This is a genomic window from Pigmentiphaga sp. H8, from assembly GCF_003854895.1.
Lineage (GTDB): Bacteria > Pseudomonadota > Gammaproteobacteria > Burkholderiales > Burkholderiaceae_B > Pigmentiphaga.
Genome location: NZ_CP033966.1, coordinates 970044 through 992305 on the forward strand (window position 1 = coordinate 970044; position 22262 = coordinate 992305).

Consider the following 22262-nt stretch of genomic DNA (forward strand, 5'->3'; position numbering starts at 1 on the left):
CCAGGAGAACCACATGAGTGCAGCTACCCGTTCCTCGCGCAAGGCCCGCGGGCCCGCGTTCCCGGCGCCGGAGGCGCGCTGGAATCCCCGTCCGCTGGCGCTGGCCCTTGCCCTGGTGGGCACCAGCGCGGGCGCCCAGATGCCGACCGGATTCAATCCCGTGCAGGGCAGCGTGCTCACGCCCGTCACGAGCGGCAACACCATGTCCATCCAGCAGCAGAGCGACCGCGCCATCATCGAGTGGGGCTCGTTCTCGATCGGCGCGGGCAACGCGGTCCGCTTCCTGCAACCTGGCGCCTCCAGCATCGCGCTGAACCGGGTGCTGGGCGGAGACCTGTCCCGGATCTCGGGCGAGCTGTCGGCCAATGGCCGGATCTTCCTGATCAATCCCGCGGGCGTGCTGTTCGGCCAGGGATCGAAGGTGGAGACGGGCGGCCTGGTCGCCTCGACGCTCAACATCAGTAACGCCGATTTCATGGCGGGCCGCTTCCGGTTCGAGCGCGACGACGCCAACAACGCGTCCGTGACGAACCTGGGGACCCTGACCGCGCCGGGATCGACCATCGCGCTGATGGCCGCCACGGTGGTCAACGGCGGCGAAGGGAAGATCCTGGCCGACGGCGGCACCGTGGGGCTGGTATCGGCCCGCCAGGTGACGCTGGACTTCCAGGGCGACGGCCTGACCACGTTCCGCTTCGCGCCGGACGCCGGTGCCAGCATGGCCGCGGTCACCAACGAAAGCGGCGCGATGCTCCAGGCCAACGGCGGCCGGGTGGCGGTGCTGGCGGATTCGACCCAGGTCGCGCAGCGCGTGGTCAACCAGCAAGGCACGATACGCGCGCAATCGCTGACCGCGCGCAATGGCGAGATCATCCTGGGGGCGTCGGGCCAGGCCGACGTGGCCGTGGGCGGCATGCTGGACGTATCGGGCGCGGCGGGGGCGACAGGCGGCACCATCCACGTCGACGGCGGCGGTATCCGTACCCAGTCGGCCCGCATGGATGCATCGGGCGACGGCGGGGGTGGGCGCATCGAGCTGGAAGGCCGGCGCGCGGTCACGATGGACGAGGGCAGCAGGCTGCATGCGGATGCGCTGGGTTCCGGCCATGGCGGGACCATCGCCGTCGACGCCCCGGGGCTGCACGCGGCGGGCACCATGACGGCGAATGCCGCGGGCAGCGGCGCGGGCGGCGCCGTTACCACGTCGGGCGGCGTGGTCGAGATCGGGGCGGTCCACGTTTCGGCGGCCGGCGCGGGCAGCGGCGCGAACGGCAAGTGGACGATCGCCTCGCAGGGCGACGTGATCGTTGGCGCCGCGCCGGCGGCGCGGCCCGCCGCCGAGGTGTCCGCGGCCAGCGATGACAGCCGGGTATCTGGCGGCGCCGTGGGCGAAGCGCTGGGGAACCGTACCGACGTGACCGTGGCCGCCACCGGCTTCGCGCTCGACGGCGGCCGGGGGCAGAGCGGCAACGTGGTGTTCGAGAGCGAGGCGAGCGTCGTCAAGACGCAGGGCGGCACGTCCACGCTGCGCGTGGATGCCATGCGCAACATCGACATGTGGGACGGATCGCGCATCGAGTCGCAGGCCGGCGCGCTGAATGTGGAGTTCAACGCCGATTCCTCGGGCAAGGCGGCGATGCGCCGGCCGGAGGGCGCCAGCGATTTCGTCGAGGAGAGCGGCGGCAGCATCGACCTGGAAGGCGCCACCATCACCACCCGGGGCGGGGATCTGCGCCTGTTCGGACAAAGCGATGTCGCCGGCGGCAAGGCGAGCGGCGGTACATCCTTCGTGAAAGGCCGGGCGCAGACCCGCCGCGACGGTATCTTCGTCGGCTGGAGCGACGTATCGCTGTGCGCCGACGACGCCTGCGCGACGGGCGGCTCGCTGGCCGCGGCCGGGACCGGCATCACCACGGTCGATGCGACGTCCGGCCGGGGCGTGGAAGGGGGAGCAGGCGTCACCTTCAGCGGTACCGGCGTAGCGGCGGGCGGCGATATCTCGATCACCGGCCATGGCGGCGTGGCGGCCGCCGGCGTGCGGATAGACGGGCGCCGCGAAGGCGGCACGCAGCACTCGATGAGCGCCGCGGGCGACATCACCATCGTCGGCACGGCGGCGAACGCCACGCTGGCCAACAATCTTCCGGCGAACACGCCGGAAGCCGGCGTGGCGATCCGCAACACGACCTTGTCGGCGGGTGGCGACGTGACGATCGACGGCAAGGGTTCCAACCTGGACGCGCTGACCCAGTCGCCCGACATCTTCGGCGTGCTGGGTTACGACACCATCGAGGCGGTCGATGGCGTGTCCCTGCTCGACGCCCGGATGCTGGCCGGGCCCGGCCGCGACATCCTGATCACCGGGGCCGCGGGCGGCGACGGCTTGATCATCGAGAGCGACGGCGCCTCGGGGGCGACCTATACCCCCATCGCCGCGCGTGGCGTGCGCATCGAAAAAAGCGTGGAGGCCCTGGAGGCACTTGGCGGGGCCGCGCCCGACATCGCCACGGACGGCGGCCGCATCCGCATCGCCGGCCGCGACAGCGACGTCTGGCTGGCGGGCGAACCGACCAAGGTGGGCGCGACGCTGCAAGTGGATGCCAGCAGCGCGGACGGCCGGGGTGGCAGCATCGAGATCACCGGACGCAACGTGGGCGTGCTGGGCGCGACCGCGCTGCTGGCCGATGGCGCCACCGGCGGCGGCGACGTGACGGTGCAGGCCGAGGCCGTGGCGGCGGTGGATGATTTCGCGCGCGTGCAGGCGAACGCGACCGGCGCCAGCAGCGACGGCGGCAAGCTGCTGTTGACGGGGGATGATGGCTTGCGCGTCCATGGTTCGCTCCAGGCGCGGGGCACGGGCGCGGGGGCCGGCGGGCGGATCGAGACTTCCGGCGGCGGCGTGGATGCCAGCGGAGTCCGGATCGATGCCGGAACCGGCACCGGCGCGGCCGGAAACTGGATCGTCGATCCCTACGACGTCCGCATCGTCCACGGCATGGGGCCGGGGGCGCCGGTGGACACCCCGTTCGAGGCCGTGAGCGATACCACCATCCAAGACTTCAGCATCAACACCGCCCTGGATGCGGGCACCAGCGTGCGGATAGGGACCGGGGCCGGCAGCGGCACGGGCGGCGACATCACCCTAGACAGCGGCGTGGATATCCGCCGCACGACGGGCACGGCGCCCCTGGAGTTCGCGCTGGATGCCTACCGCGGCATACGCGGCGATTCGTTCAGCATCGTGTCCGAGGCCGGCGCGCTCGACCTGGCGTTCAACAGCAATGCCAGCGGCACCTTGTCGGGCGACCAGTCCATCGCCTTCCAGAATGCGACGCTGACCACCAACGGCGGATCGGTCATCCTGTATGGCCAGAGCGACCCGGTGGCGGGCAGCGCCAGCTCCAACCGCGGGCCGGCCATCCGGCTGGTGGACAGCTTCATCGACACGCGCGTGGGCCAGAGCGATGCCGGCGCCGGCGGGGACGTCGTGCTGCGGGGCGCGGGCGACGGCGTGACCAGTGTGGACATCCAGGGCGGCCGCATCGACGCGGCCACCGGCAGCGTTACGGTGCGCGGCGTTTCCACCAACTACGGCGAGGGCGTGCAGATAACGTCGGGTGGCAGCGACGACGCCATCATCACGACCACGGCCGGCAACATCGACATCGTCGGCATCGGCGGCAGCGATTCGTCGGCGGGCGCGGAAGGCGTCAGGATGGAAGGAGCGCATCTGCAGTCCGCCAGCGGCGACGTGGACGTGCGCGGGTTGGCGCAGGGGGCCGGCACGACCGCCGCCGGCGTGATCCTGGAGGGTTCCTCGCTGGTCGCGCAGGCGGGCCGGGTACGGGTGGCGGGGCAGTCCGAAGGCAGCGGCCTGGGCATCGACCTGCAAGGCGGATCGTCCAGCCTGTCGTCGCACGCCATCGACGGTCAGCAAGGCGTCGTCCTGCGGGCCGACAACGACGGCAGCGCCGATGCGATCGCGCTCGAGGCCTCGGTCCGGTCGGGCGTGTCGATCAACCTGCGGCCGGGCGGCGTCGATGCCGCGGGCAACGCCACCGATCACGTCGCCACCCGGATTTCCGTGGGCGGGGCAGGCGGTAACGGGTTCTCGCTGTCGGATGCCGACATGGGGAACCTGGACGCGCCCAATCTCATCATCGGCAGCAATACCCATGCCGCCGACATCTCGGTGGACGGCGCCGTGGCGACGGCCGACAACCTGACCCTGCAGAACGAAGGAGGCGGGGCGATTGCGCTGGGTGGCAACGTGACGGCCGCCACGCTGGCGCTGCTGGCGGGCGGGAACGTGACCCAGTCGCCCGCCGCCGCGATCACCGCGAATGCGCTGGCGGCCCGGTCGGCCACGGGCGACGTCGTGCTGACCCACCCGGGCAATGCCGTGGCCACGGTTGCAGGCGGCGCGGCGGGCGACTTCCGCTACGTCGATGCCGACGGCATCACGATCGGCAACGTGCCGGCCCTGGGCATGGACGCCGCGACCAACGGCGTGCAGACCCGAGCGCTGGATGGCATTTCGGCCGACCGCGCCATCGTGCAGGCTCGTGCCGGGAACGTCACGGCCAATGCCGCGATTACCGCGCCGACGGCCATCACGCTGCAGGCGGATGCGGGCGCCATCCAGGTCAACCGGACCCTGGACAGCGGATCGGTCGCCTTGCTGGCGGCCGGAGATATCGGCCAGCAGGCGGGGGCCGCCATCACCGCCGGCACGCTGGTCGCCCGTTCGACCGGCGCGGGCGTGACGCTGACGGACGCGGGCAACCAGGCCGGGATCCTGGCGGGCAGCGCGGCCACCGATTTCCGGTATGCGGACGCCGACGGCCTGACCCTGGGGAATGCCGCCGTCGTGGGCCATGACACCGCGGGCAACGTGCAGACCGTTGCCGCGTCGGGGATCTCGGCCGATACGACGCAGATCGCGGCCCGCAAGGGCGATCTGGACGTCGCCGCCGCCGTCTCGGCCGCCGACCTGCTCAGCCTGCAGGCCGACACCGGGGCGATCGGCGTGGGTGCCGCGGTCCAGGGGCGCACGGTGGCGCTGCTGGCCAGCGGCGACATCACGCAAGCCGCCGCCGGCTCCATTGCAGGCGAAGCACTGCTGGCCCGGTCGACCGCGGGCGACGTCCGACTGGCGGCCGGGAACAATGACGTGCGCACGCTGGCGGCATCCGCCGCGGGCGACCTGCGTTATCGCGGCAGCGGCGACCTGGCGGTGGCCACCGTGACGGCGGGCGGGCTGGATGCCGGCGGCGCGCCGCAGGCCGTCGCGGCTTCGGGCCTGACGGCCACCGATGCGATTGTGCAGGCGACCACGGGTAACCTGTCGGTCCAGGCGGCTTCGAACGCATCCAACGGGCTGACCTTGCAGGCGGACGCGGGAAGCGTGCAAGTCGGGCAATCGCTGCAGGCGCGAACCGTGGCCCTGCTGGCTCGTGGAGACATCGGCCAGCAAGCCGGCGCGGGCATCACGGCGGATACGCTGGCGGCCCGGTCGACGGCCGGTGCGGTGACGCTGACCGCCGCCGGCAATGACGCCGGCGTGTTCGCGGGCAGCGCGGCCACCGAATTGCGCTATGCCGATGCGAACGCGCTGACCGTCGGCGACGCCACCGTCGCCATCCAGGACACGGCGGGCGGGCTGTCGTCATCGACCGTGGCCGGTGCGCAGGCCGGCGCGGTGCGGATCGCGGCGCGCACGGGGAGCCTGACGGTTGCCTCGAACGTGACGGCCACCGACGCCGCCAGCCTGCAAGCCGATGCCGGCGCCGTGGCCGTGGACGCCGCCGTGCGGGCCCGCACCGTGGCGCTGCTTGCCGCGGGCGACGTCACCGAATCGACCTCCGCCGGGATCGCGGCGGAGACGCTGCTGGCGCGCTCGACAGGCGGCGACGTCCTGCTCGAAGGCGGCGGCAACGACGTGCGCGCGCTGGCGGGCAGCGCGGCCGGCAGCCTGAGTTATCGAGGCGCCGGCGACCTGGCCGTGGCGGCCGTGACGGCCAGCGCCCTCGATGCGGCGGGTGCGCCGCAGGCGGTCTCCGGGGCGGGCGTGACGGCCGACGATGCGTTCGTGCGAGCCACCTCGGGCAATCTGTCCGTTGCCGCCGCGTCGACCGCCGCGGGGGCCATGGTGCTCCAGGCGGACGCCGGTAACGTTGCGCTGGAGCAATCCGTGCAAGCCGCCACGGTCGCGCTGCTTGCGGGCGGCGACATCGGCCAAAGCGCATCGGGAACGATCACCGCCGACGCGCTGGCGGCCCGCAGCACCGGCGGCAGCGTCGGCCTGGACCAGGCCTCGAACCACGTCGGGACGGTGGCGGGCGGGGCGCGCGCCGCGTTCGCCTATACCGATGCCGATACCCTGCGCATAGGCGAGGTCACGCTGCCGACCCTGGGTTCGGGCGAGGGCCTGCTGGCGGGCTCCGAGCGCGGCATAAGCGCCGACACCTCGGTCGTGCGGACCCAGTCCGGCGACCTGACGCTGGATGCCGACGTGACCGGCGGCACCGCCGACCTGGTGGCGGCGGCGCGCTTCCAGAATCCGGCCGGCGCGCGCATCGATACCTCCGGGCGCTGGCGCGTGTGGGCCGACACCTGGGAAGGCGAGACACGCGGCGGCATGGCCGGTTCGGGCACGTTGCCCAACCTGTACGGCCGTACCTACGGCGCGTCCGTCGCCGACGCGGACAACCACTTCATCTACCGGCAACAGCCCACCGTGACCGTGACGCTGGACAGCGCGTCGCGGCCGGCCGGCATCGGCAACCCCGCCCTGGGCTATACGCTGGAGGGCCTGATCCTGGGCGATACCGGGGCGGGCATCAGCGGCACGGCCGGGTCGGCCGCCAATGCATCGAGCCCGGCCGGCACCTATGCCGTGACGGCGGCCACGCCCTTCGTCTCGGCCGAGGGATATCTGATCAACGTCGTGCCGGGCGTGCTGACCGTGAACAGCTATACCCTGCCCAGCGTGGACCTCCAGCGCGAGATACCGACCACCTACCTGTACGACCGGAACCTGGCGCCGGTGGCCATGTGTTTCGCCACCGGACCGATAGCCGGCGACCGGGTCGAGCAGGCGGGGGATGTGCTGGCCCGGGAATGGTCCCGGGTGCGGACGCGGCCGAACCTGAGCAACTGCGTGTCCACCGATCGCCGCAACGCCTGCTCGGATTTTTAGGGGGAACGGGACCTAGAGACTGGCCGACCGGGCGCCGCGCCCGGCCGGTGTCCAGCGTCCCAGCAGCGCGCGCAGCTTGGCGGGCGCGACCGGCTTGGTCAGCAGCGTGACCGAGGTTTCCCGTATCCGCTGCAGGATGTCCGGCGTGGTCGTGCCCGAGATCATGATGGCAGTGGCGCGCGGCCGCAGCTCCCGCGCCTGCAGCAGCAGCGCGAGCCCGTCGTCGCTGTCGCCCAGCTGCAGGTCGCACAGGATCACGTCGTAGCGCCGGCTGGCGTCGCGCAGCTTGCGCAGCGCGTCGTCGGCGGTGCGCGCCTGGTCCACGCGGCAGTGCCATTGCCGCAGCAGGTGGGCCGTTCCCTCCAGGATGGCCTCGTCGTCGTCGATCAGCAGACAGTCCAGGTCCAGCGAGGTCGTGCCGGCGGCATCGGGAGAAGCAGCCTGGGGCGCCACGGGCGGCGCATCGGTCGTGGGCAGCAGCAGCGAGAACGTACTGCCGCGGCGCAGCGCGGACCGTACGCGGATGTCGGTTTGCAGCAGGCGGGCGATGCGGGCGCAGATGGACAGTCCCAGGCCGAAGCCGTTGCGCCGGTCGCGCTGAGGGTTGGCGACCTGGTAGAACTCTTCGAAGATGCGCGACTGCTGGATGGGCGCGACGCCTATGCCGTTGTCGCGGACCTCGATCCGCGTGCCGGCGCCGTCGCGCCGCGCGGCGACCAGCACCCGGCCGCCCTCGCTGTGGCGCACGGCGTTGCGCACCAGGTTGTCCAGCACGCGCATGGCCAGGCCGGCATCGGTCATGACCGCGCGGCCCCGGTCGCGCCATACCAGCTCCACGCCCGCCTCGCGCGCGACCGCCCCATGCATGGCGTCGAGCTGCTCGAACAGGTCGCGCACGCGCACCGGGGCATAGGACGGCGACAGCACGTTGGCGTCGAGCCGGGAAATGTCCAGCAGCGCATCCAGCAGCGCGCTCATGACCTGGGTGCCCTCTTGCAGGCGCTGCATGGCGGGTAGCTGCGCCGGGCTGGCGGTGGGCAGCAGGCCGTCGATGAACAGCCCCATCGCATGCACCGGCTGACGCAGGTCGTGGCTGGCCGTGGCCAGGAAGCGCGTGCGCGAACGCGTGGCCTGCTCGGCCTGCGACAGCCGCGCGAGCGCTTCCCGGGTGGCGGCCTGGATGCGCGCTTCCTGCGACGAATAGGCGTCCTGCAGGCGCTGCGCCATGTGGTCGACGTCGCTGGCCAGGGCGGCGATTTCATTGCGGCCACAGGGACCGCAGCGGGCGTCCAGCTTGCCGCCTTGCAGCGATGAGACGGTCGCGGAGATCCGCTTCAGCGGCCGGGCGACGGCGCGCGCCATGTGGCGCGCCGACAGCCAGGCCAGCAGCAGGGCCGTTCCGCCTATCAGGCCGCCGGCCAGCATCGAGGCCGCGCGCGCGCTCCGGTGTTCGGCATCGTCCAGGAATACCCGCACCGTGCCGATGTCCAGCGCCGGTCCGCCGGGGCGGGGGTAGTCGGTCAGGCCGCGCGTGGCGCGCAGGCGCACCGGCTCGGCGAAGGGGCGGGCATGCTTGAGCTTCTCCGACTCGGGACCCGCCGCGATGGCGATGCCCGTTCCATTGCCGATCTCGACGCGCGAGGCGATGCCCTTGGCCACCATGTTCTCGGCCAGATCGCGCAGAGTCTCCACGTCGCCGGCATACAGGCTCAGGTCGCTGGCCACGGCCAGCTGCCGCGCGATCGCCGCGCCGTTGGCGCGGAACGCCTGTTCCAGCGCGTCCAGGCGCTCGTGGGTGAACCACAGCGTCAGCGCCACGGCGGCGGTGGCGCACGGCAGCACGCCCAATCGGATGAGGTCGCGTTGCAGGCTGTCCGATCGAAGCGCGGCGGGGAGCATGGGAGGCATGGCAGCCCTAGTCCCGGCGCGCCACGGCCGCCGTCAGGTCGTCGTCGGGCGGCAGGGCCAGCCCCAGCCGCCTGGCCACGTGCGGATTGGTGCGCACGGTCAGCCGCCGCGGGGCCTCGACCACCGGCGGGCCGGGAGGCGCCTGCCGGAGCCGCAAGGTCAGGGCATGAGCCTGTTCGGCCAGTTGCGCGTTGCCGGGTACCAGCGCCGCCAGGGCGCCTGCGCGCACCATGGCTTCGCTGGTGGCGAAGACCGGCAGGTTGGCCGTGGCCGCCGATTGCAGCAGCGCCAGGGCCGCGGCGGACGTCGACCCCACCGGGTCGGGCAGTACGAGCAGCGCGTCGCTGGCGGGCACGACGGTCTGCAAGGCGCCGGTCAGCGCGTGGGAATCGGGCGCGTCGGCGGCGGTGATGGCCCAGGGCCGGCCGCCGCGAGACGGATGCTGGGCCGGCCACGTCAGGGCCGCGCTGGCCAGTTCGCGCATCAGCGGTTCGGCCTGGGGTGCGGTCACGACACCTACCCGGCGCTTGCCGGGCAGCACGGCGTCGATCAGGCTGAGCTGTTCGGCCGCCGCCGGGTCGCGCAACAGCACGCCTATGGCGCGATCGGGGCGGCGCAGCGCGGGCAGCGCACGCAGCTCCTCGTACTCCAGGCGACCCAGCAGGGCCAGCAGCACCGGTTCGTTGCCGGCGCGCAGGACCACGGCCCGGGCCGCCCTGGGGCCCACGGCGACCAGCACGCCCGGCCCGCTGCCTTCGGCGCGGGCCGGCGGCGGGGAGGCCGAGGCCCCCGTGTCGGGCAGCATGGAGCCGCGCGCGCTGCGCGTGCGCACGCCGGCCAGGACGGAATCGCCGTCGTCGGGGCCGGAGCGCGGCGCGGCCGCCTGCTGCCCGTCGAGCTGGCGCAGCGAGTCCAGCGGCAGGATGTCGACCTTGCCCTGGGTCAGGCGGTGCGAGGCGGCGTTGACGCTGCGCATCTGCGCGGCGAACTCGCCGTACTGCTGGATCGTATCGTCCAGGATGAGCGTCATGTCGGCCGCCCAGGACGCGGCCAGCGGCGCGGCCAGCCATAGGAGGGCCAACCGGCGCAGAAGCAGCAACAGAGGCGGCGCGGAGTTTCGGAACACGTTGCGAGGATTCGTGGAAGCTGTATCCGCAATCTACGTAAGCCTGGCGCGCGCGGCGATAGGGCAGAGGGCCTATGCCGCCAGCCGCCGCGCCGCTGCAAGCGCCACGCCCGCGTGCGATGGGATAGGCCGCTTGGCATATCGATCCGGACCGGGGATTTGCGCACACTATGGCATCCGCCTGCCATCTTCCTGGAGTGCGCGCCATGAAAACCTCCGTCCGGCCCCGCGCCTTTCCCTCGGGTCCCCTTGCCGCCGCGGCCCTGGCCTGCGCGGCCGCCCTCGCGATTCCGCATCCGGGGCATGCCCAGTCCGGCAACTTCGGCACCGAGACGCCCTCGGTCAACCAGATCATCGACCAGCTCAAGACCGGCGGCGGCGACGATGCCACCGCCGGCGTGCGCACGCGCGCGCTGCGCCCCGGCGCCTCGTCCCAGGCCACCGCGATGCCCGAAGCGCCGGCACCGGCGGCGCCCGCCGCCATTTCCATGCAGATCCAGTTCGCGTTCGGTTCGGACCAGATCGCCGAAAGCTCGCGCCGGTCCATCGACAACCTGGCCGCGGCCCTGGCCTCGAGCGAGCTCAAGGGCCGCATGTTCACCGTCGCGGGCCATACCGACGGGGTGGGGTCGGCCGACTACAACATGCGCCTGTCGCAGCGGCGGGCCGCCTCGGTCAAGTCCTACCTGGTGGGCCATGGCGTCGACGCCGCGCGGCTGCGCACGGTGGGCAAGGGCCCGACCGAACTGCTGAACCCGGCCGACCCGCGTGCCGCCGAGAATCGGCGCGTGGAAATCATCGCCACCGGGTCTTAACCGCGCGCCGGATTCCGGCGCGCCGCGGGAGGACCGCCATGGCCATGCACGTCGTCAACGGGGCGCTGCTGCAATGCAGTTTCGGCGTGGCGCCCTCGTCCCTGGTGGTGCTGCCCGTCAACAAGATGATGTCCTCGAACCAGCCGGCGGCCAACATCATGGACCACAAGCCCATGGTCAACATCATGCCCTTCGGCATGTGCGCCAGCCTGGGCAACCCCTCGGTCGCCTCGGCGACTTCCGCCGCCCTGGGCGTGCTTACCCCCATGCCCTGCGTGCCCGCGACCAGCAGTCCCTGGGTGCCCGGATCGCCCACCGTCATGCTGGCCAACCAGCCGGTCCTGAACAACACCTCGACCTGCATGTGCAACTGGGGCGGGGTGATCACCATCACCATGCCGGGGCAGGTGACCGAACTCGTGCCTTGACGGGGCGGGCCGCCAGGCCCGGCGTCATGCCGCCTCGGTGCTCAGCACGACCTTGCCGACCTGATCGATGGCGGGCTTCTCGGGCCGGACGGCATCGCTGTCGTCCACCCGGATGTTGCTGAAGGGGGCATCGCCGGCGGGCGGCTTGTCCTCGTCGCCACCGCCAAGCAGCGACCTGGCCTTGTCTTCGTCCGCGCCCGTGGCCTTGTCCAGGACGTCCTGCACGCCGTCCTTGCGTGCCCGGTCGACGTTGCCGACCTTGTCCTTCATATCCTTGGCGCTGTTGGCCGGATCCAGGAAGTTGAACTTGTTGTCGCCCAGCTGGCTGACCGCATCGTCCATCTTCTTGCCGCTTTCCCTGGCCTGTTCCGTGGCTTCCAGGAGATTGTCCTTGGTGTGCTTGACGTCCTGCACCACGCCGGTGGCCTGCTTGATCTTGTCGCGCACCGGATTCCACACGGTCTGCCCCACGGTATCGCCCAGGCCGAAGGCATCGAGCAGCAGGTTGAACAGCGGAAACAGGGTGTTGCGCACCTGCAGGGCCAGCAGCATGGGTAGCCGGCCCAGCCAGATCTCCATGGTCCGGGCATCCTTGCTGAGCGCCTGCCCGCGCATCTTCTGCAATTCCCCGCTCAGTTCCTCGACGATGAAATCGATGATGACGTCCAGGTGGGCGGCATGCTTGGTCAGGAAATCGCGCAGCAGCTCCGCGCCCTTGTTGAGCAATTGCTGCTTGCCCATGCTGACCTTGCCCAGCTGGGTCTCGCCCTCGGCGTTCTTGTTGTCTCCTGGCGGCGGAAAACCCGCCAGCTTGAACACGAGGTCCACGATCAGCTTGCTCAGCGCTTCGCGCGTGGACAGCGCGGTCAGCACGCGAAGGTCGCCGTCCCCGGCGGCCAGGAGCAGATTGGTGTAGATGCGCTCGAGAATGGAGACCGAGACCTTGGCGATCTCCCGGACCACCGTGTCGACGAAGCCGGGCAGCGGCTGGATGCCAGTGCCCTCGGAGATCGCCCGTGCGATCAACGCCGGCGCGGGAACGATTTTGTTCAGGTTCTTGAGATCCGTGCGAGGTTCGTTCCAGCGCGATCCGCCCGAGAGGGTGGCGAAGGCCGCGGCCAGCGCATCGCTACCGGGGCGCGTGCGGGCGCCCGCCGTCTCCAGCCAGTCGGTCAGCGATTCCTGGGCGCCCTTGGCCTTCTCCTGCGCTTCCTCGACCTTGTCCTGGGCATCGTCGATGGCTTTTTCGGCCTTGCCCAGGGGGTTGTCGGCGTAGGTCTTGGGGGCTGCGGGCGAACCCGCGCCCTGTGCGTCCGGCGCTTCCTTCTCGAAGAACCAGATGCCGAAGGTGGGCTCGCGGCCGTTCCGTATCGCCGTGACGGAGAAGGCCCGGCAGGCTTCTTCGATGCCGGCTTCATATTCGGCGCGCGCCGCCTGGAACATGGCCTTGTAGGTGTCCTGGGCCTTGAACAGGTACTTGGGGATGTCGGCGATGAATCCGCCCACCCCGCCGACGGCCCCCAGCGGCCCGGGCAGGGGCAGCGACGGCAGCCCCGCGCCTCCGCCGGCTCCCGGCTTGAATGCCGAGGCGCACAGCACGGCAAAGTCGGCGCGCACCTGGTGCAGGTCCACGCCGGCCTGGTGCAGGGTCGGATAGTCGATCGATCCGACGTTCAGTTTGTCTCCGGCGGTCTGGATCTTGACCAGCAGCGGCAGGAATTGCTCGGGGCCGACCGCCGCGGATTTCTGGCCGCTGCCCAGCAGCGAGCCGACCGTTTCCATGGCGCCGCCGATCGCGCCTTGCATATTGGTTTCGAGTACGTGCTTGGCGGCGTCGACGAAGCTGAACAGCAACATGGTCTCGCGCAGCAGGGCGTCGCGGCAGCCTATGCCGTGTCCTGGTGGCCCCTTGCCGGCGAAGGTGTCGTTCATGTCGCCATGGACCTTGCCGAAGTGAATGAACTCGATGGGCATCGGGCGGCTGCCGCGGTTCTCGTCGGAGGATTGGCTTTCCGAGCCTTGAGCGGTGGGCTTGAGGAAGAGTTTTTGCGGCTGGCCGAGTTTGTCGTTGAGCGGATCGCGGGCGTAGTAGTACGGCGTGCCATTGGGCACGCCGCCGGCGCCACCGCCCAGCTTGCCGGCGACGTCGTCGATCAGTCCACCTACGGTCGAGTCTTTTCCGGCGACGCTATCGGCCTTGTCCGCCGCTGTGCCGGCCGCGCTTTCGAGTAGTCCCATCGCTTATTTCTCCTCGGTCGTCGAGGCGCTGGCGTGGTGAAGGCATCTCCTAGACATGGAGCTCTTCCAGCTTGGCGCGCGTCGCATCGTCCGGCTCGCCGGTTGCTTCCAATCCATACTGGCTCTGGAAGCGCTTGAGCGCATCGCGGGTAGCGTCGCCGATGCTCCCGCTCTCGCCGCCGCAATCGAACCCCAGGTTCTCCAGCCTGCGCTGCACACCGGCGGTGTCGCTGACCGGCCGCAACGCACCGATGGCGATGTCATAGACCTCGGCGCCCTCGGACAGCGTCAGCGTGGCGCTGCGCGTCTCGCCCGGGATGGGGTGTTCCAGCTTGCCGTCGCCGTCGGTCACGCCATGGATCACCTTGTCGCCGAAGACCAGGGTATAGGCCTCCTTGGCGCGGGGCTCGTCCAGCACCGTCAGCCGCAGCTTGAGCTTGGTGGGTTCGCCCTTGCGCTTGAACGTGTGGCGGGCGTCCACCGGCTTGCTGACCGATTTCTTGCCCTTGTCGGGAATGAAGATCTCGTCGCCCGGCACGAGCTGGTTGGGATCCTTGCGCTTGGCGCGCAGGCCGGCGTTGCTGCCGTGCTCCCAGATCGTCTTCCACAGGAATCCGTGATCCTTGGCGATGCTGGCGATGCTGTCGTTCTCCGCCACCGTGTAGTTGGGCATGGCTTACTCCCAGGCCGAGTCGTCCAGGCCGGGGAAGCTGATCTCGCAGTTCCCCGGGTCGAGGCGGGCCACTCGCGCCACGCCTTCCTGGTCGGTGGAGCGGGTGGCGGTCTTGCCGTTGGGCAGCTTGAACTTCACGCGTTCCCCCGTCACGGGCTGGCCTTCCTCGTCCAGCAGCTGGACCTCGATGTAGTGCGTCTTGTCCTTGTTCTCGTCCGAGGTCTGGTCGTGCGTCGGCTCGTCGCCGTCCCCGCCGTCCTTGAATACCTGGCCGGGGTCGGCGTGCGTGGCCAGCGCGGCCTGCAGCACCTGCATGGGGGACACGAGCGAGGCCGCGCTGCCCGAGGCCGGGCCGCCGCCGCTGTTGATCATCACCATGGGTGCCTGGATGTAGATGCCGCCCGCCGAGATGTCGATGAAACTGCCGCCGACCTTGAGCGACAGCTTGGCCCCGGCCTCCAGCACCACGTTCATGCCGGCCTTCAGGTAGTAGCTTTGCGAGACGGACTCGCTGTGGCTCTTGAAGGATTCGCCCACGCCGCCGTCCACCTTCACCGACTGCGATCCCGTGATGGCCACGGCCTGCATGCCGGCGATCTTCAGGTGGTCGTCGCCGCCTATCTCGGCCACGCGGTCCTGCTTGATCTTCTCGTGGCGGTGGCGCTTGATCTCGGTCAGCCGGTCGCGCTCGACCACCAGGTGGTCGTCGTTGCCGATGGCGGTGCGGCGGTCGTTCCCCACGCGCACGTCCATGTCCTTCTGGGCGTTCACGAACAGTTGTTCCTCGCCCTTCTTGTCCTCGAAGCGGATCTCGTTGAAGCCCTCGCCGCCCTTGCTCGACATGGTCTTGATGGTGGACTTGGTCTGCTCCGCGGGCAGGGCGTAGGGCGGCATGTTGTCGGCGTTGTAGACGCTGCCCACCACGATGGGCCGGTCCGGGTCGCCGTCCAGGAAGTCGACGATGACCTCCTGGCCGATGCGGGGGATGAACATCGCGCCCCATTGCCTGCCGGCCCAGACCTGGGCCACGCGCAGCCAGCACGAGCTTTTCTCGTTGCGGTGGCTGCGGCGGTCCCAGAAGAAATGGACCTTGATGCGGCCGTATTCGTCGGTGTAGATCTCTTCGCTCTTGGGGCCGGCGACCACGGCCGTCTGCGGGCCGTTCACGCGGCCGCGCGGCGTGCGCAGCGGCGCGCGGTACGTGACCCGGTGGGGAATCACCGACAGCCGGTTGCCGTAGGTGCTGGCTTCCTCGCCGCCCAGGTCGCCCAGGTTGTTGGTGCCGCTGTGCTCCACCGACACGACCAGGTATTCCTCGTTCATCGCGTCGATGGGGTGGTCTTCCAGCTCGAACACATAGCCCGGCGTCAGCGTGCGGACGTTGCTGGAACCCTCCAGCGTCTCGTACTCGACTTCCTCGGCCTCGATTTCCACCCGGGTCAACTGGTCGCCGTCAGCCAGTTCGGCGTAGCCGCCGGGATGGCGATAGCGTTCGAACTCGGCGTTGTTGCCCACGCGTATCAGGGAATTGATGGAAACCCGCATGTCGGTGCCGGGCTTGGTGAAGTCGTAGTCGTTGGACACGTAGCGGCCGGTGCGCGAGGCGAACCGGCGCGACAGCCATGAGATGCCGTCGCGTTCTTCCAGCAGGATCTGCTGATGGAAGGGCAGCGTGGCCGTCTCCAGCTTGGGGTTGTTGTCCCGGTTGTCGGTCAGGACCATGATCTCGGCGTCTTCCTCGTGGCGGAAGAAGTAGTGGATGCCTGCCCTCTCCAGCAGCCGCGAGATGAAGTTGAAAGTGGTTTCCCGGTACTGGGTGCAATAGACCAGGTCCGGGTAGTCCTCGGTCAGGTGCAGCTCGTAGTCCGAGAAGCTGAACTCCTTGAACAGGGCCTCGACGATCCGGGGGATGCTCAGGTTCTGGAAGATGCGCGAATCCTCGTGCAGCTGCAGGAACCAGAACCACGGCACCACGTCGCAGACGTAGCGGGTGCTGTGGTTGTCGCCGTCGTTCTGGCGCGGCTCGCCGGCACGCTCGAAGCTCGACACCCAGCCGGTCCAGTGGCGTTCGCCGTCCTCGGTGTAGATGCGCAAGGTCACGCGCTGGCCCAGCAGAGCGGACGGCTTGATGTCCTCCTGTTCCGAGGCCAGCGTCAGGTGGAAGCGGAAGGGCTCGGACAGCCTTTCGTGCCCCTCGAAGCGTTCGACCAGCAAGGCATCGTCGCCCAGCGGGGTGGCGAGGTCGAACAGCCGTTCGGCGGTGGAGATAGCCATGGCCGTCAGCGGATGCTGTAGGCGAAGCCGCCGTCGGCCCCGATGCCGGCGCCTATGTGGGCAATCGCCTCGGCCGCCCCCATGCGGGCCAGCACCAGGTCGGCCACCTCGGGCAGCAGGGTGCCCGTCAGGATGTTGTCGATGTTGCGCGCGCCGGAATCGACTTCGGTGCAGCGCTGCGCGATCGCGTCCACCAGCGCCTCGTCGTATTCGAACGCCGCCGCGTGGTTGGCGCGTATGCGCCGGGCGATCTTGTCCAGCTTCAGGCGCACGATGCGTTTCATGTTCTCGTCGCGCAGCGGGTAGTAAGGCACGAGCGCGCAGCGGCCCAGGAACGCGGGCTTGAAGGCCTCCTGCAGGTCCGGGCGCAGCAGGTCCAGCAGCTGGTCCACGGGCGGCCGGGTGCGGCCGTTGTCGCTGGCCTGCATGATGACGTCGGTGCCGGCGTTCGAGGTCAGGATGATCAGCGTGTTGCGGAAGTCGATCTCGCGGCCTTCGCCGTCCTCCATGTTGCCCTTGTCGAACACCTGGAAGAACAGCTCCAGCACGTCGGGGTGGGCCTTCTCGATCTCGTCCAGCAGCACGACGCTGTAGGGCCGCCGGCGGACCGCCTCGGTCAGCACGCCGCCCTCGCCGTAGCCCACGTAGCCCGGCGGCGAGCCTTTCAGGCTGGAGACGGTGTGGGCCTCCTGGTACTCGGACATGTTGATGGTGATCATGTTGCGCTCGCCGCCGTACAGGATGTCGGCCAGCGCGATGGCGGTCTCGGTCTTGCCCACGCCGCTGGTGCCCACCAGCAGGAACACGCCCTTGGGCTTGTTCGGGTCCTCCAGGTTGGCGCGCGAGGTGCGCACGCGCTGGGCGATGGCCTGCAGGGCGTGATCCTGGCCGATCACGCGTTCGGCCAGCAGCGCGTCCAGCCGGCGCACGGCGTCGATCTCGTCGGCCACCATGCGGCCCACCGGGATGCCGGTCCAGCCGGCGATCACTTCGGCCACGGCGCTGCCGTCCACCAGCGCATGGACCATGGGGGCATCGCCCTGCGCCGTACGCAGTTCGGCGCGCAGCCGGTCGAGCTCCTGCGCGGCGCCGGCGCGCTCGGGGGCGTCGGCCGGCAGGCCGGCCAGGGCGTCCAGGCGGGTGCCGATCTCGGCCACCAGCTTGCGTTCGGTCTCCCATTTTTCCTTCAGGCGGTCCAGGTCGGACTGGACCTGGTCCGTGTCGACCGCGATCTCCGCCAGGCGCGCCGTGTGATCCAGCCCGGTGGCGGCCTCGGATTCCAGCTGCGCGCGCTCGGTGGCCAGGGCCTCCAGCCTGCGCTGGGCATCCTCCACCGCGGCGGGCGTGGCATGCTGGCCGACCGCGATCTTGGCGCAGGCCGTATCCAGCACGCTGACGGCCTTGTCCGGCAACTGGCGCCCCGCCACGTAGCGGGACGAGAGCTTCACGGCATCGGCCACGGCCTCGTCCAGGATGCGCACGCGATGGTGTTTGGCCATGGCCGCCGCCACGCCGCGCAGCATGCCGACGGCCTTGGCGTCGGCGGGCTCGTCCACCTTGATCACCTGGAAGCGGCGGGTCAGCGCGGCGTCCTTCTCGAAGTATTTCTTGTATTCGCTCCAGGTGGTGGCGGCGATGGTGCGCATCTCGCCGCGCGCCAGGGCCGGCTTGAGCAGGTTGGCCGCATCGTTCTGGCCGGCCGCGCCGCCCGCGCCGATCAGCGTGTGGGCTTCGTCGATGAACATGACGATGGGCCTGGGGCTGCGTTTGACCTCGTCGATCACGCCCTTGAGCCGGTTCTCGAACTCGCCCTTGACGCTGGCGCCCGCCTGCAGCAGGCCCAGATCCAGCGACAGCAGCGTCACGCCGCGCAGCACGGGCGGGACGTCGTCGGCCACGATGCGGGCCGCCAGTCCCTCGACCACGGCGGTCTTGCCCACGCCGGGCTCGCCGGTCAGGATGGGGTTGTTCTGGCGCCGCCGCGACAGCACGTCCACCATCAGCCGGATTTCCTCGTCTCGGCCCAGCACCGGGTCCAGGTGGCCCTCGCGCGCCCGCTGCGTCAGGTCGATGCAGAAGCGGTCCAGGTTGGGCGTCGCGCTGGGCTTGCCCCCGCCACCGTCGGCGGCTGGCGCCTGGTCGGCCGGCGCGCCGGTGTCGCCCAGCGCCAGCGCGTCGCGCGCTTCGGCCGACGCCGCGGCGATGGCGTGGAAGTTCTGCTGCAGCGATTCCAGGTTGATGCCCTGCACCGACTTGATGGCGGGCGCCAGCAGCCGCTTGAGGTCGGCGTCGGCCAGCAGCGCGATCAGCAGATGGCCGCTGCGTATCCTGGCTTCGCCGTATTCGACCGACGCGAACACCCAGGCGCGCTCCAGCAGCAGCGGCAGATGGGGCGACAGCGCCGGCGTGCGCGAGTTGCCGGTCTTGAACGTGTCCAGCGCGCGGTCGAGTTCCTTGCGCGCCTGGTCGGGGGGAATGTCGAACTGGCGCAGGATGCGCGTGACGTCCGTGTTCTCGGCCTCGAGCAGCTTGGACAGCAGATGCTCGATCTCGACGTCGTAATGGGTGCGCGACAGGCACAGGCCGGCCGCGCCTTCCATGGCGCCTTTGCACACGCCGTTCAGGCGCCCCACTAATGCCCGCAGGTTCACCGCCATGACTGGCCTCCCGTTGCGCTGAATTGAAATTCGCAGTCGTCCGCCGGCCGCGCGCCGCGCCGTCCGCCCAGCCAGGTGTTCCAGCCCAGGCGGGCGGCATCCGTGGCGGCAACGCCCAGCCGCAGCGGCCGGACTTCGTCGGCACGGACCGCCAGCCGGATGCGCAGGTCCAGCGCCAGCCCGGTCATGAACCGCGCCAGTTCCACCGTGCCGTCCAGCCAGCCGGTCCGCTTGTCCGGGGGCGGCAGCAATTGTTCGAAATGGCGGCGCCGCATCGGACCCACCCGCAACCGCAGCGTGCTCTGCCGGTCCCAGAAGCGGCTGCCCAGCACGCACTGCCGTCCCAGCGTCGCGGCCTGCCGGCCCAGGCGCGTGCGGTCGCCGGCGGGCACGTCCTGCCAGGTGCCGACGCAGCTTTCCACCGTGACCGGCGCGCGCAGGTAGTCGCTCATGACCTGCGCCAGCGATCCGGCGCCGTGCGGCCGCTGCGACAGCAGGCCGGCGTAATAGCCCAGCGCCGCGCCGGGCAGCGGGCGCCGCCGCGCCTGGGATTCGGCCGCGCGGCGCGGAAACAGGCTGCCGTACAGATGGGGCGTGCCCATGCCTATCAGGTCGTAGACGTGCCGGTGCACGCCCGATTCGGCGTCCGATTCCAACGCCACCTCGGGTCGATGGCGGGCCCAGGCGCGCCAGAACAGCTCGATCAGCCGGTGGTTGAACAGGTCCAGGAAGTCCTGCGCGGCCGGATCGCGCGCCTGGCGCAGCGCCATCAGCCACTCGGTGTAGTGGCGAGGCAGGACCCCGGAGGGGCCGGCCAGGCCCATGAAATTCACCCGCATCAGCTGCGGTCCGTCGGCCCCGGCCCATGCCGGCCGATCGATGGAGGCGATTTCGTTCGGCGGGAAGAACAGGCCCAGCGTGGTGCCGAAACGCAGCGTGGCGGGGGGAATCGCGCGCGTCCCGGCCGGCACGCCGGCACCGCGCAGCAGCAGTCGCACGGCCTGGAAGAACCCGTATCGCTCCGGGTGCGCTTGCAGCAGGGCCAGGTGGCTGTGGGCGGGGGCGGCCATGTCGCTACACCAGGTGCTGGTCGCCCGAGCGCGGGGCGAAAGTGGCCATGGCGGTTTCGCGCTGCAAGGTCCGCACCGTCAGCCGGGTCCAGGAGTTCGCGGTGCAGTACAGCCCGAAGAAGCGATCGAGCACGCAGGCCAGCAGGTACACGCCCGAGCCCACGTACTGGTTCTCGTCGAAGGTCAGCGTGATGTCGGTGCCGCGCACGAAGGCCTGGCGGGGCGCCGCGCCCACGCGCGCGACCGACGGCGCGCCGGCCACGTCGACGATGCCGGCGATCTGCTTGCGCAGGCTGGCCGAGTCGGTGAAGTTGTACAGGCTCAGGATCTCCAGCAGCGCCTCGCGCCCGCCTTCGACGATGGACAGGTGGTTCAGCGCCAGATGCGAGATCAGCCGCCATTGGTTGGCCAGCCGCATGGGCGCGCGCCAGGTGGCGGTGGGCTTCTTCAGCAGCCGCGCGCCTGACACGGCGCCGGCGTCCTCGAGCTGGAGGTTGCTGTCCTCGCCGCCGAAGGGCAGGAGCGCCGGCAGGTCGCGGTTGGTGCAGGTCAGCATGATTGACAGCGTGTCCACTGAAGGCACGCTGGGATCCATGTCCTTGTCGACCAGCGCGATGCGCATGTCCGTGCCGTCGTCCGAGGGCTGCGCCGACGGCACGCGGCGGGCGATCCAGTAGGTGCCCGGCTCCTGTTCGAGGCCGTGCGCCACCGAGAAGAAGGGCAGGAACTCCCGCACGTGTTCCTGCGAGACGCCGCGGGTGTGCCGGCGCACGCCGTCCACCGAATAGACCTCGAGTCCCAGCGGGCGCCGCACGTCGGGGATCACGGGATACTCGTGCAGTTCGTGGGTCAGCCGCACCGGTTCGGCCGGCTGCGAGAAAAGATTGACGATGGGCGTGCAGTGCAGCTTGAAGGTATCGCGCCCCACCGTCTGCTCCAGCCGGCCCAGGCGTTCCTGGCGGCCGAAGGGCGCGATCAGGAAACGTATGTCGATGCCGCGCGCGAAGCGGCGCAGGTCCAGGCCGGCCAGGTCCACGAACAGGAATTTCTCCGGCAGGACGAAGTATTCCTGGATCAGCCGGTAGCCCAGGAACGAGCGCGGATCGTAGTCCAGCAGCCCTTCGCTTTCGCCCAGGCCCACCGGGCGCAGGCAGGAGGCGGGCAGTTCCAGCGGCTCGACCGCGGGCTGTCCCTCGGCCGCCGCGATCTGCACGCGGCTGGTGCTGTTGAGCAGCAGTTCGTGCAGCGCGTGCACCAGCGGGCTTTCGCCATCCAGATAGAAGCGCAGCGTGTCGACGCCCAGCTTGGCGAAGCTGGCCTGGCCGCGGGTCTCCACGCGCACGCTGATGGTGGCGGCCGTTTCCGCGCCGCGCAGCGCGAAGGCCGAGCGTTCGATGGATTCACAGCGGGCGGCCGTGACCTCCAGCGGCCAGACCTCCACCGGCCAGGCATTGCGGTAGCGCACGGGCTCGCCCTGCACGGGGCGCGTCAGCAGCGTGGTGCCGCGCTCGACGCGCTGCGCGCCGCTCAGCTCCGCGCCCGGCGCCAGCAGCAGCTGGGCGATGGACATCGAGGGCACCGGCCGCAGGAAGTGCGGATACAGCACCGACAGGAAGGCCTCGGTGATCTGCGGAAAGTCGTCGTCCAGCTTCTTGTGGATGCGCGAGGCGATGAAGGCGAAGGACTCGATCAGGCGCTCGACGTGCGGGTCTTCGTAGACGTCGCCGTCCAGCAGCAGCCGCGCCGCGATCTTGGGATAGCGCGCGGCGAATTCCTTCGAGAGCTTGCGCAGGTGCGTGAGCTCGTCTTCGTAGTAGGGAAGGAGTTCCTCGAGCATGGGCGGGGCGATGCGGCGCGTTGGAGTATGCAGTC

At 70.4% G+C, this 22262-nt stretch carries 11 protein-coding genes; 3 read left to right on the forward strand and 8 right to left on the reverse strand.

Annotation, left to right across the window (positions count from 1 at the left end; genetic code table 11):
- Positions 1-13 precede the first annotated feature (13 nt).
- Positions 14-7201, forward strand: a complete 7188-nt coding sequence (locus EGT29_RS28425) for a filamentous hemagglutinin N-terminal domain-containing protein (RefSeq protein WP_161567697.1) — start codon at positions 14-16, stop codon at positions 7199-7201.
- A gap of 12 nt (positions 7202-7213) precedes the next feature.
- On the opposite strand, the gene EGT29_RS04705 is transcribed toward EGT29_RS28425, so the two are convergent.
- Both EGT29_RS04705 and EGT29_RS04710 read right to left on the reverse strand, forming a co-directional pair.
- Entirely contained in the window at positions 7214-9109 is a 1896-nt protein-coding gene (locus EGT29_RS04705; RefSeq protein WP_124687928.1) for a hybrid sensor histidine kinase/response regulator, read from the reverse strand.
- 7 nt (positions 9110-9116) lie between these two features.
- Complete coding sequence (locus EGT29_RS04710; RefSeq protein ID WP_238160291.1) at positions 9117-10235, reverse strand: ABC transporter substrate-binding protein; 1119 nt, start codon at positions 10233-10235, stop codon at positions 9117-9119.
- Between the two features lie 206 nt (positions 10236-10441).
- Between EGT29_RS04710 and EGT29_RS04715 the strand changes: the two genes are divergently transcribed.
- Both EGT29_RS04715 and EGT29_RS04720 read left to right on the forward strand, forming a co-directional pair.
- Positions 10442-11050, forward strand: coding sequence for an OmpA family protein (locus EGT29_RS04715; protein WP_161567698.1), 609 nt, complete (start codon positions 10442-10444; stop codon positions 11048-11050).
- A gap of 38 nt (positions 11051-11088) precedes the next feature.
- Entirely contained in the window at positions 11089-11478 is a 390-nt protein-coding gene (locus tag EGT29_RS04720; protein WP_124687930.1) for a DUF4280 domain-containing protein, read from the forward strand.
- Between the two features lie 24 nt (positions 11479-11502).
- Here EGT29_RS04720 and EGT29_RS04725 read toward each other — a convergent pair whose 3' ends face one another.
- Genes EGT29_RS04725 through tssF form a run of 6 tightly spaced genes read right to left on the reverse strand, consistent with a single transcriptional unit; the run spans position 11503 to position 22227 of the window.
- Positions 11503-13716, reverse strand: a complete 2214-nt coding sequence (locus EGT29_RS04725) for a hypothetical protein (RefSeq protein WP_124687931.1) — start codon at positions 13714-13716, stop codon at positions 11503-11505.
- A 49-nt stretch (positions 13717-13765) separates the two neighbouring features.
- Positions 13766-14389, reverse strand: coding sequence for a peptidoglycan-binding protein (locus tag EGT29_RS04730; protein WP_124687932.1), 624 nt, complete (start codon positions 14387-14389; stop codon positions 13766-13768).
- 3 nt (positions 14390-14392) lie between these two features.
- Positions 14393-16663, reverse strand: a complete 2271-nt coding sequence (tssI, locus tag EGT29_RS04735; protein ID WP_124687933.1) for a type VI secretion system tip protein TssI/VgrG — start codon at positions 16661-16663, stop codon at positions 14393-14395.
- A 5-nt stretch (positions 16664-16668) separates the two neighbouring features.
- Positions 16669-19320 (reverse strand): type VI secretion system ATPase TssH, encoded by a 2652-nt coding sequence (tssH, locus tag EGT29_RS04740; protein ID WP_124687934.1) that lies wholly within the window; start codon positions 19318-19320, stop codon positions 16669-16671.
- Complete coding sequence (tssG, locus tag EGT29_RS04745) at positions 19311-20390, reverse strand: type VI secretion system baseplate subunit TssG (RefSeq protein WP_124687935.1); 1080 nt, start codon at positions 20388-20390, stop codon at positions 19311-19313. Before tssG ends, tssH begins: the two co-directional genes overlap by 10 nt.
- 4 nt (positions 20391-20394) lie before the next feature.
- Positions 20395-22227, reverse strand: coding sequence for a type VI secretion system baseplate subunit TssF (tssF, locus tag EGT29_RS04750; RefSeq protein ID WP_124687936.1), 1833 nt, complete (start codon positions 22225-22227; stop codon positions 20395-20397).
- Between the last annotated feature and the right edge of the window lie 35 nt (positions 22228-22262).

Coding starts and splice junctions, on each gene's coding strand:
- EGT29_RS28425 (WP_161567697.1), top strand. CDS start 14: ATGAGTGCAGCTACCCGTTCCTCGCGCAAGGCCCGCGGGCCCGCGTTC.
- EGT29_RS04705 (WP_124687928.1), bottom strand. CDS start 9,109: ATGCCTCCCATGCTCCCCGCCGCGCTTCGATCGGACAGCCTGCAACGC.
- EGT29_RS04715 (WP_161567698.1), top strand. CDS start 10,442: ATGAAAACCTCCGTCCGGCCCCGCGCCTTTCCCTCGGGTCCCCTTGCC.
- EGT29_RS04720 (WP_124687930.1), top strand. CDS start 11,089: ATGGCCATGCACGTCGTCAACGGGGCGCTGCTGCAATGCAGTTTCGGC.
- EGT29_RS04725 (WP_124687931.1), bottom strand. CDS start 13,716: ATGGGACTACTCGAAAGCGCGGCCGGCACAGCGGCGGACAAGGCCGAT.
- EGT29_RS04730 (WP_124687932.1), bottom strand. CDS start 14,389: ATGCCCAACTACACGGTGGCGGAGAACGACAGCATCGCCAGCATCGCC.
- tssI (WP_124687933.1), bottom strand. CDS start 16,663: ATGGCTATCTCCACCGCCGAACGGCTGTTCGACCTCGCCACCCCGCTG.
- tssH (WP_124687934.1), bottom strand. CDS start 19,320: ATGGCGGTGAACCTGCGGGCATTAGTGGGGCGCCTGAACGGCGTGTGC.
- tssG (WP_124687935.1), bottom strand. CDS start 20,390: ATGGCCGCCCCCGCCCACAGCCACCTGGCCCTGCTGCAAGCGCACCCG.
- tssF (WP_124687936.1), bottom strand. CDS start 22,227: ATGCTCGAGGAACTCCTTCCCTACTACGAAGACGAGCTCACGCACCTG.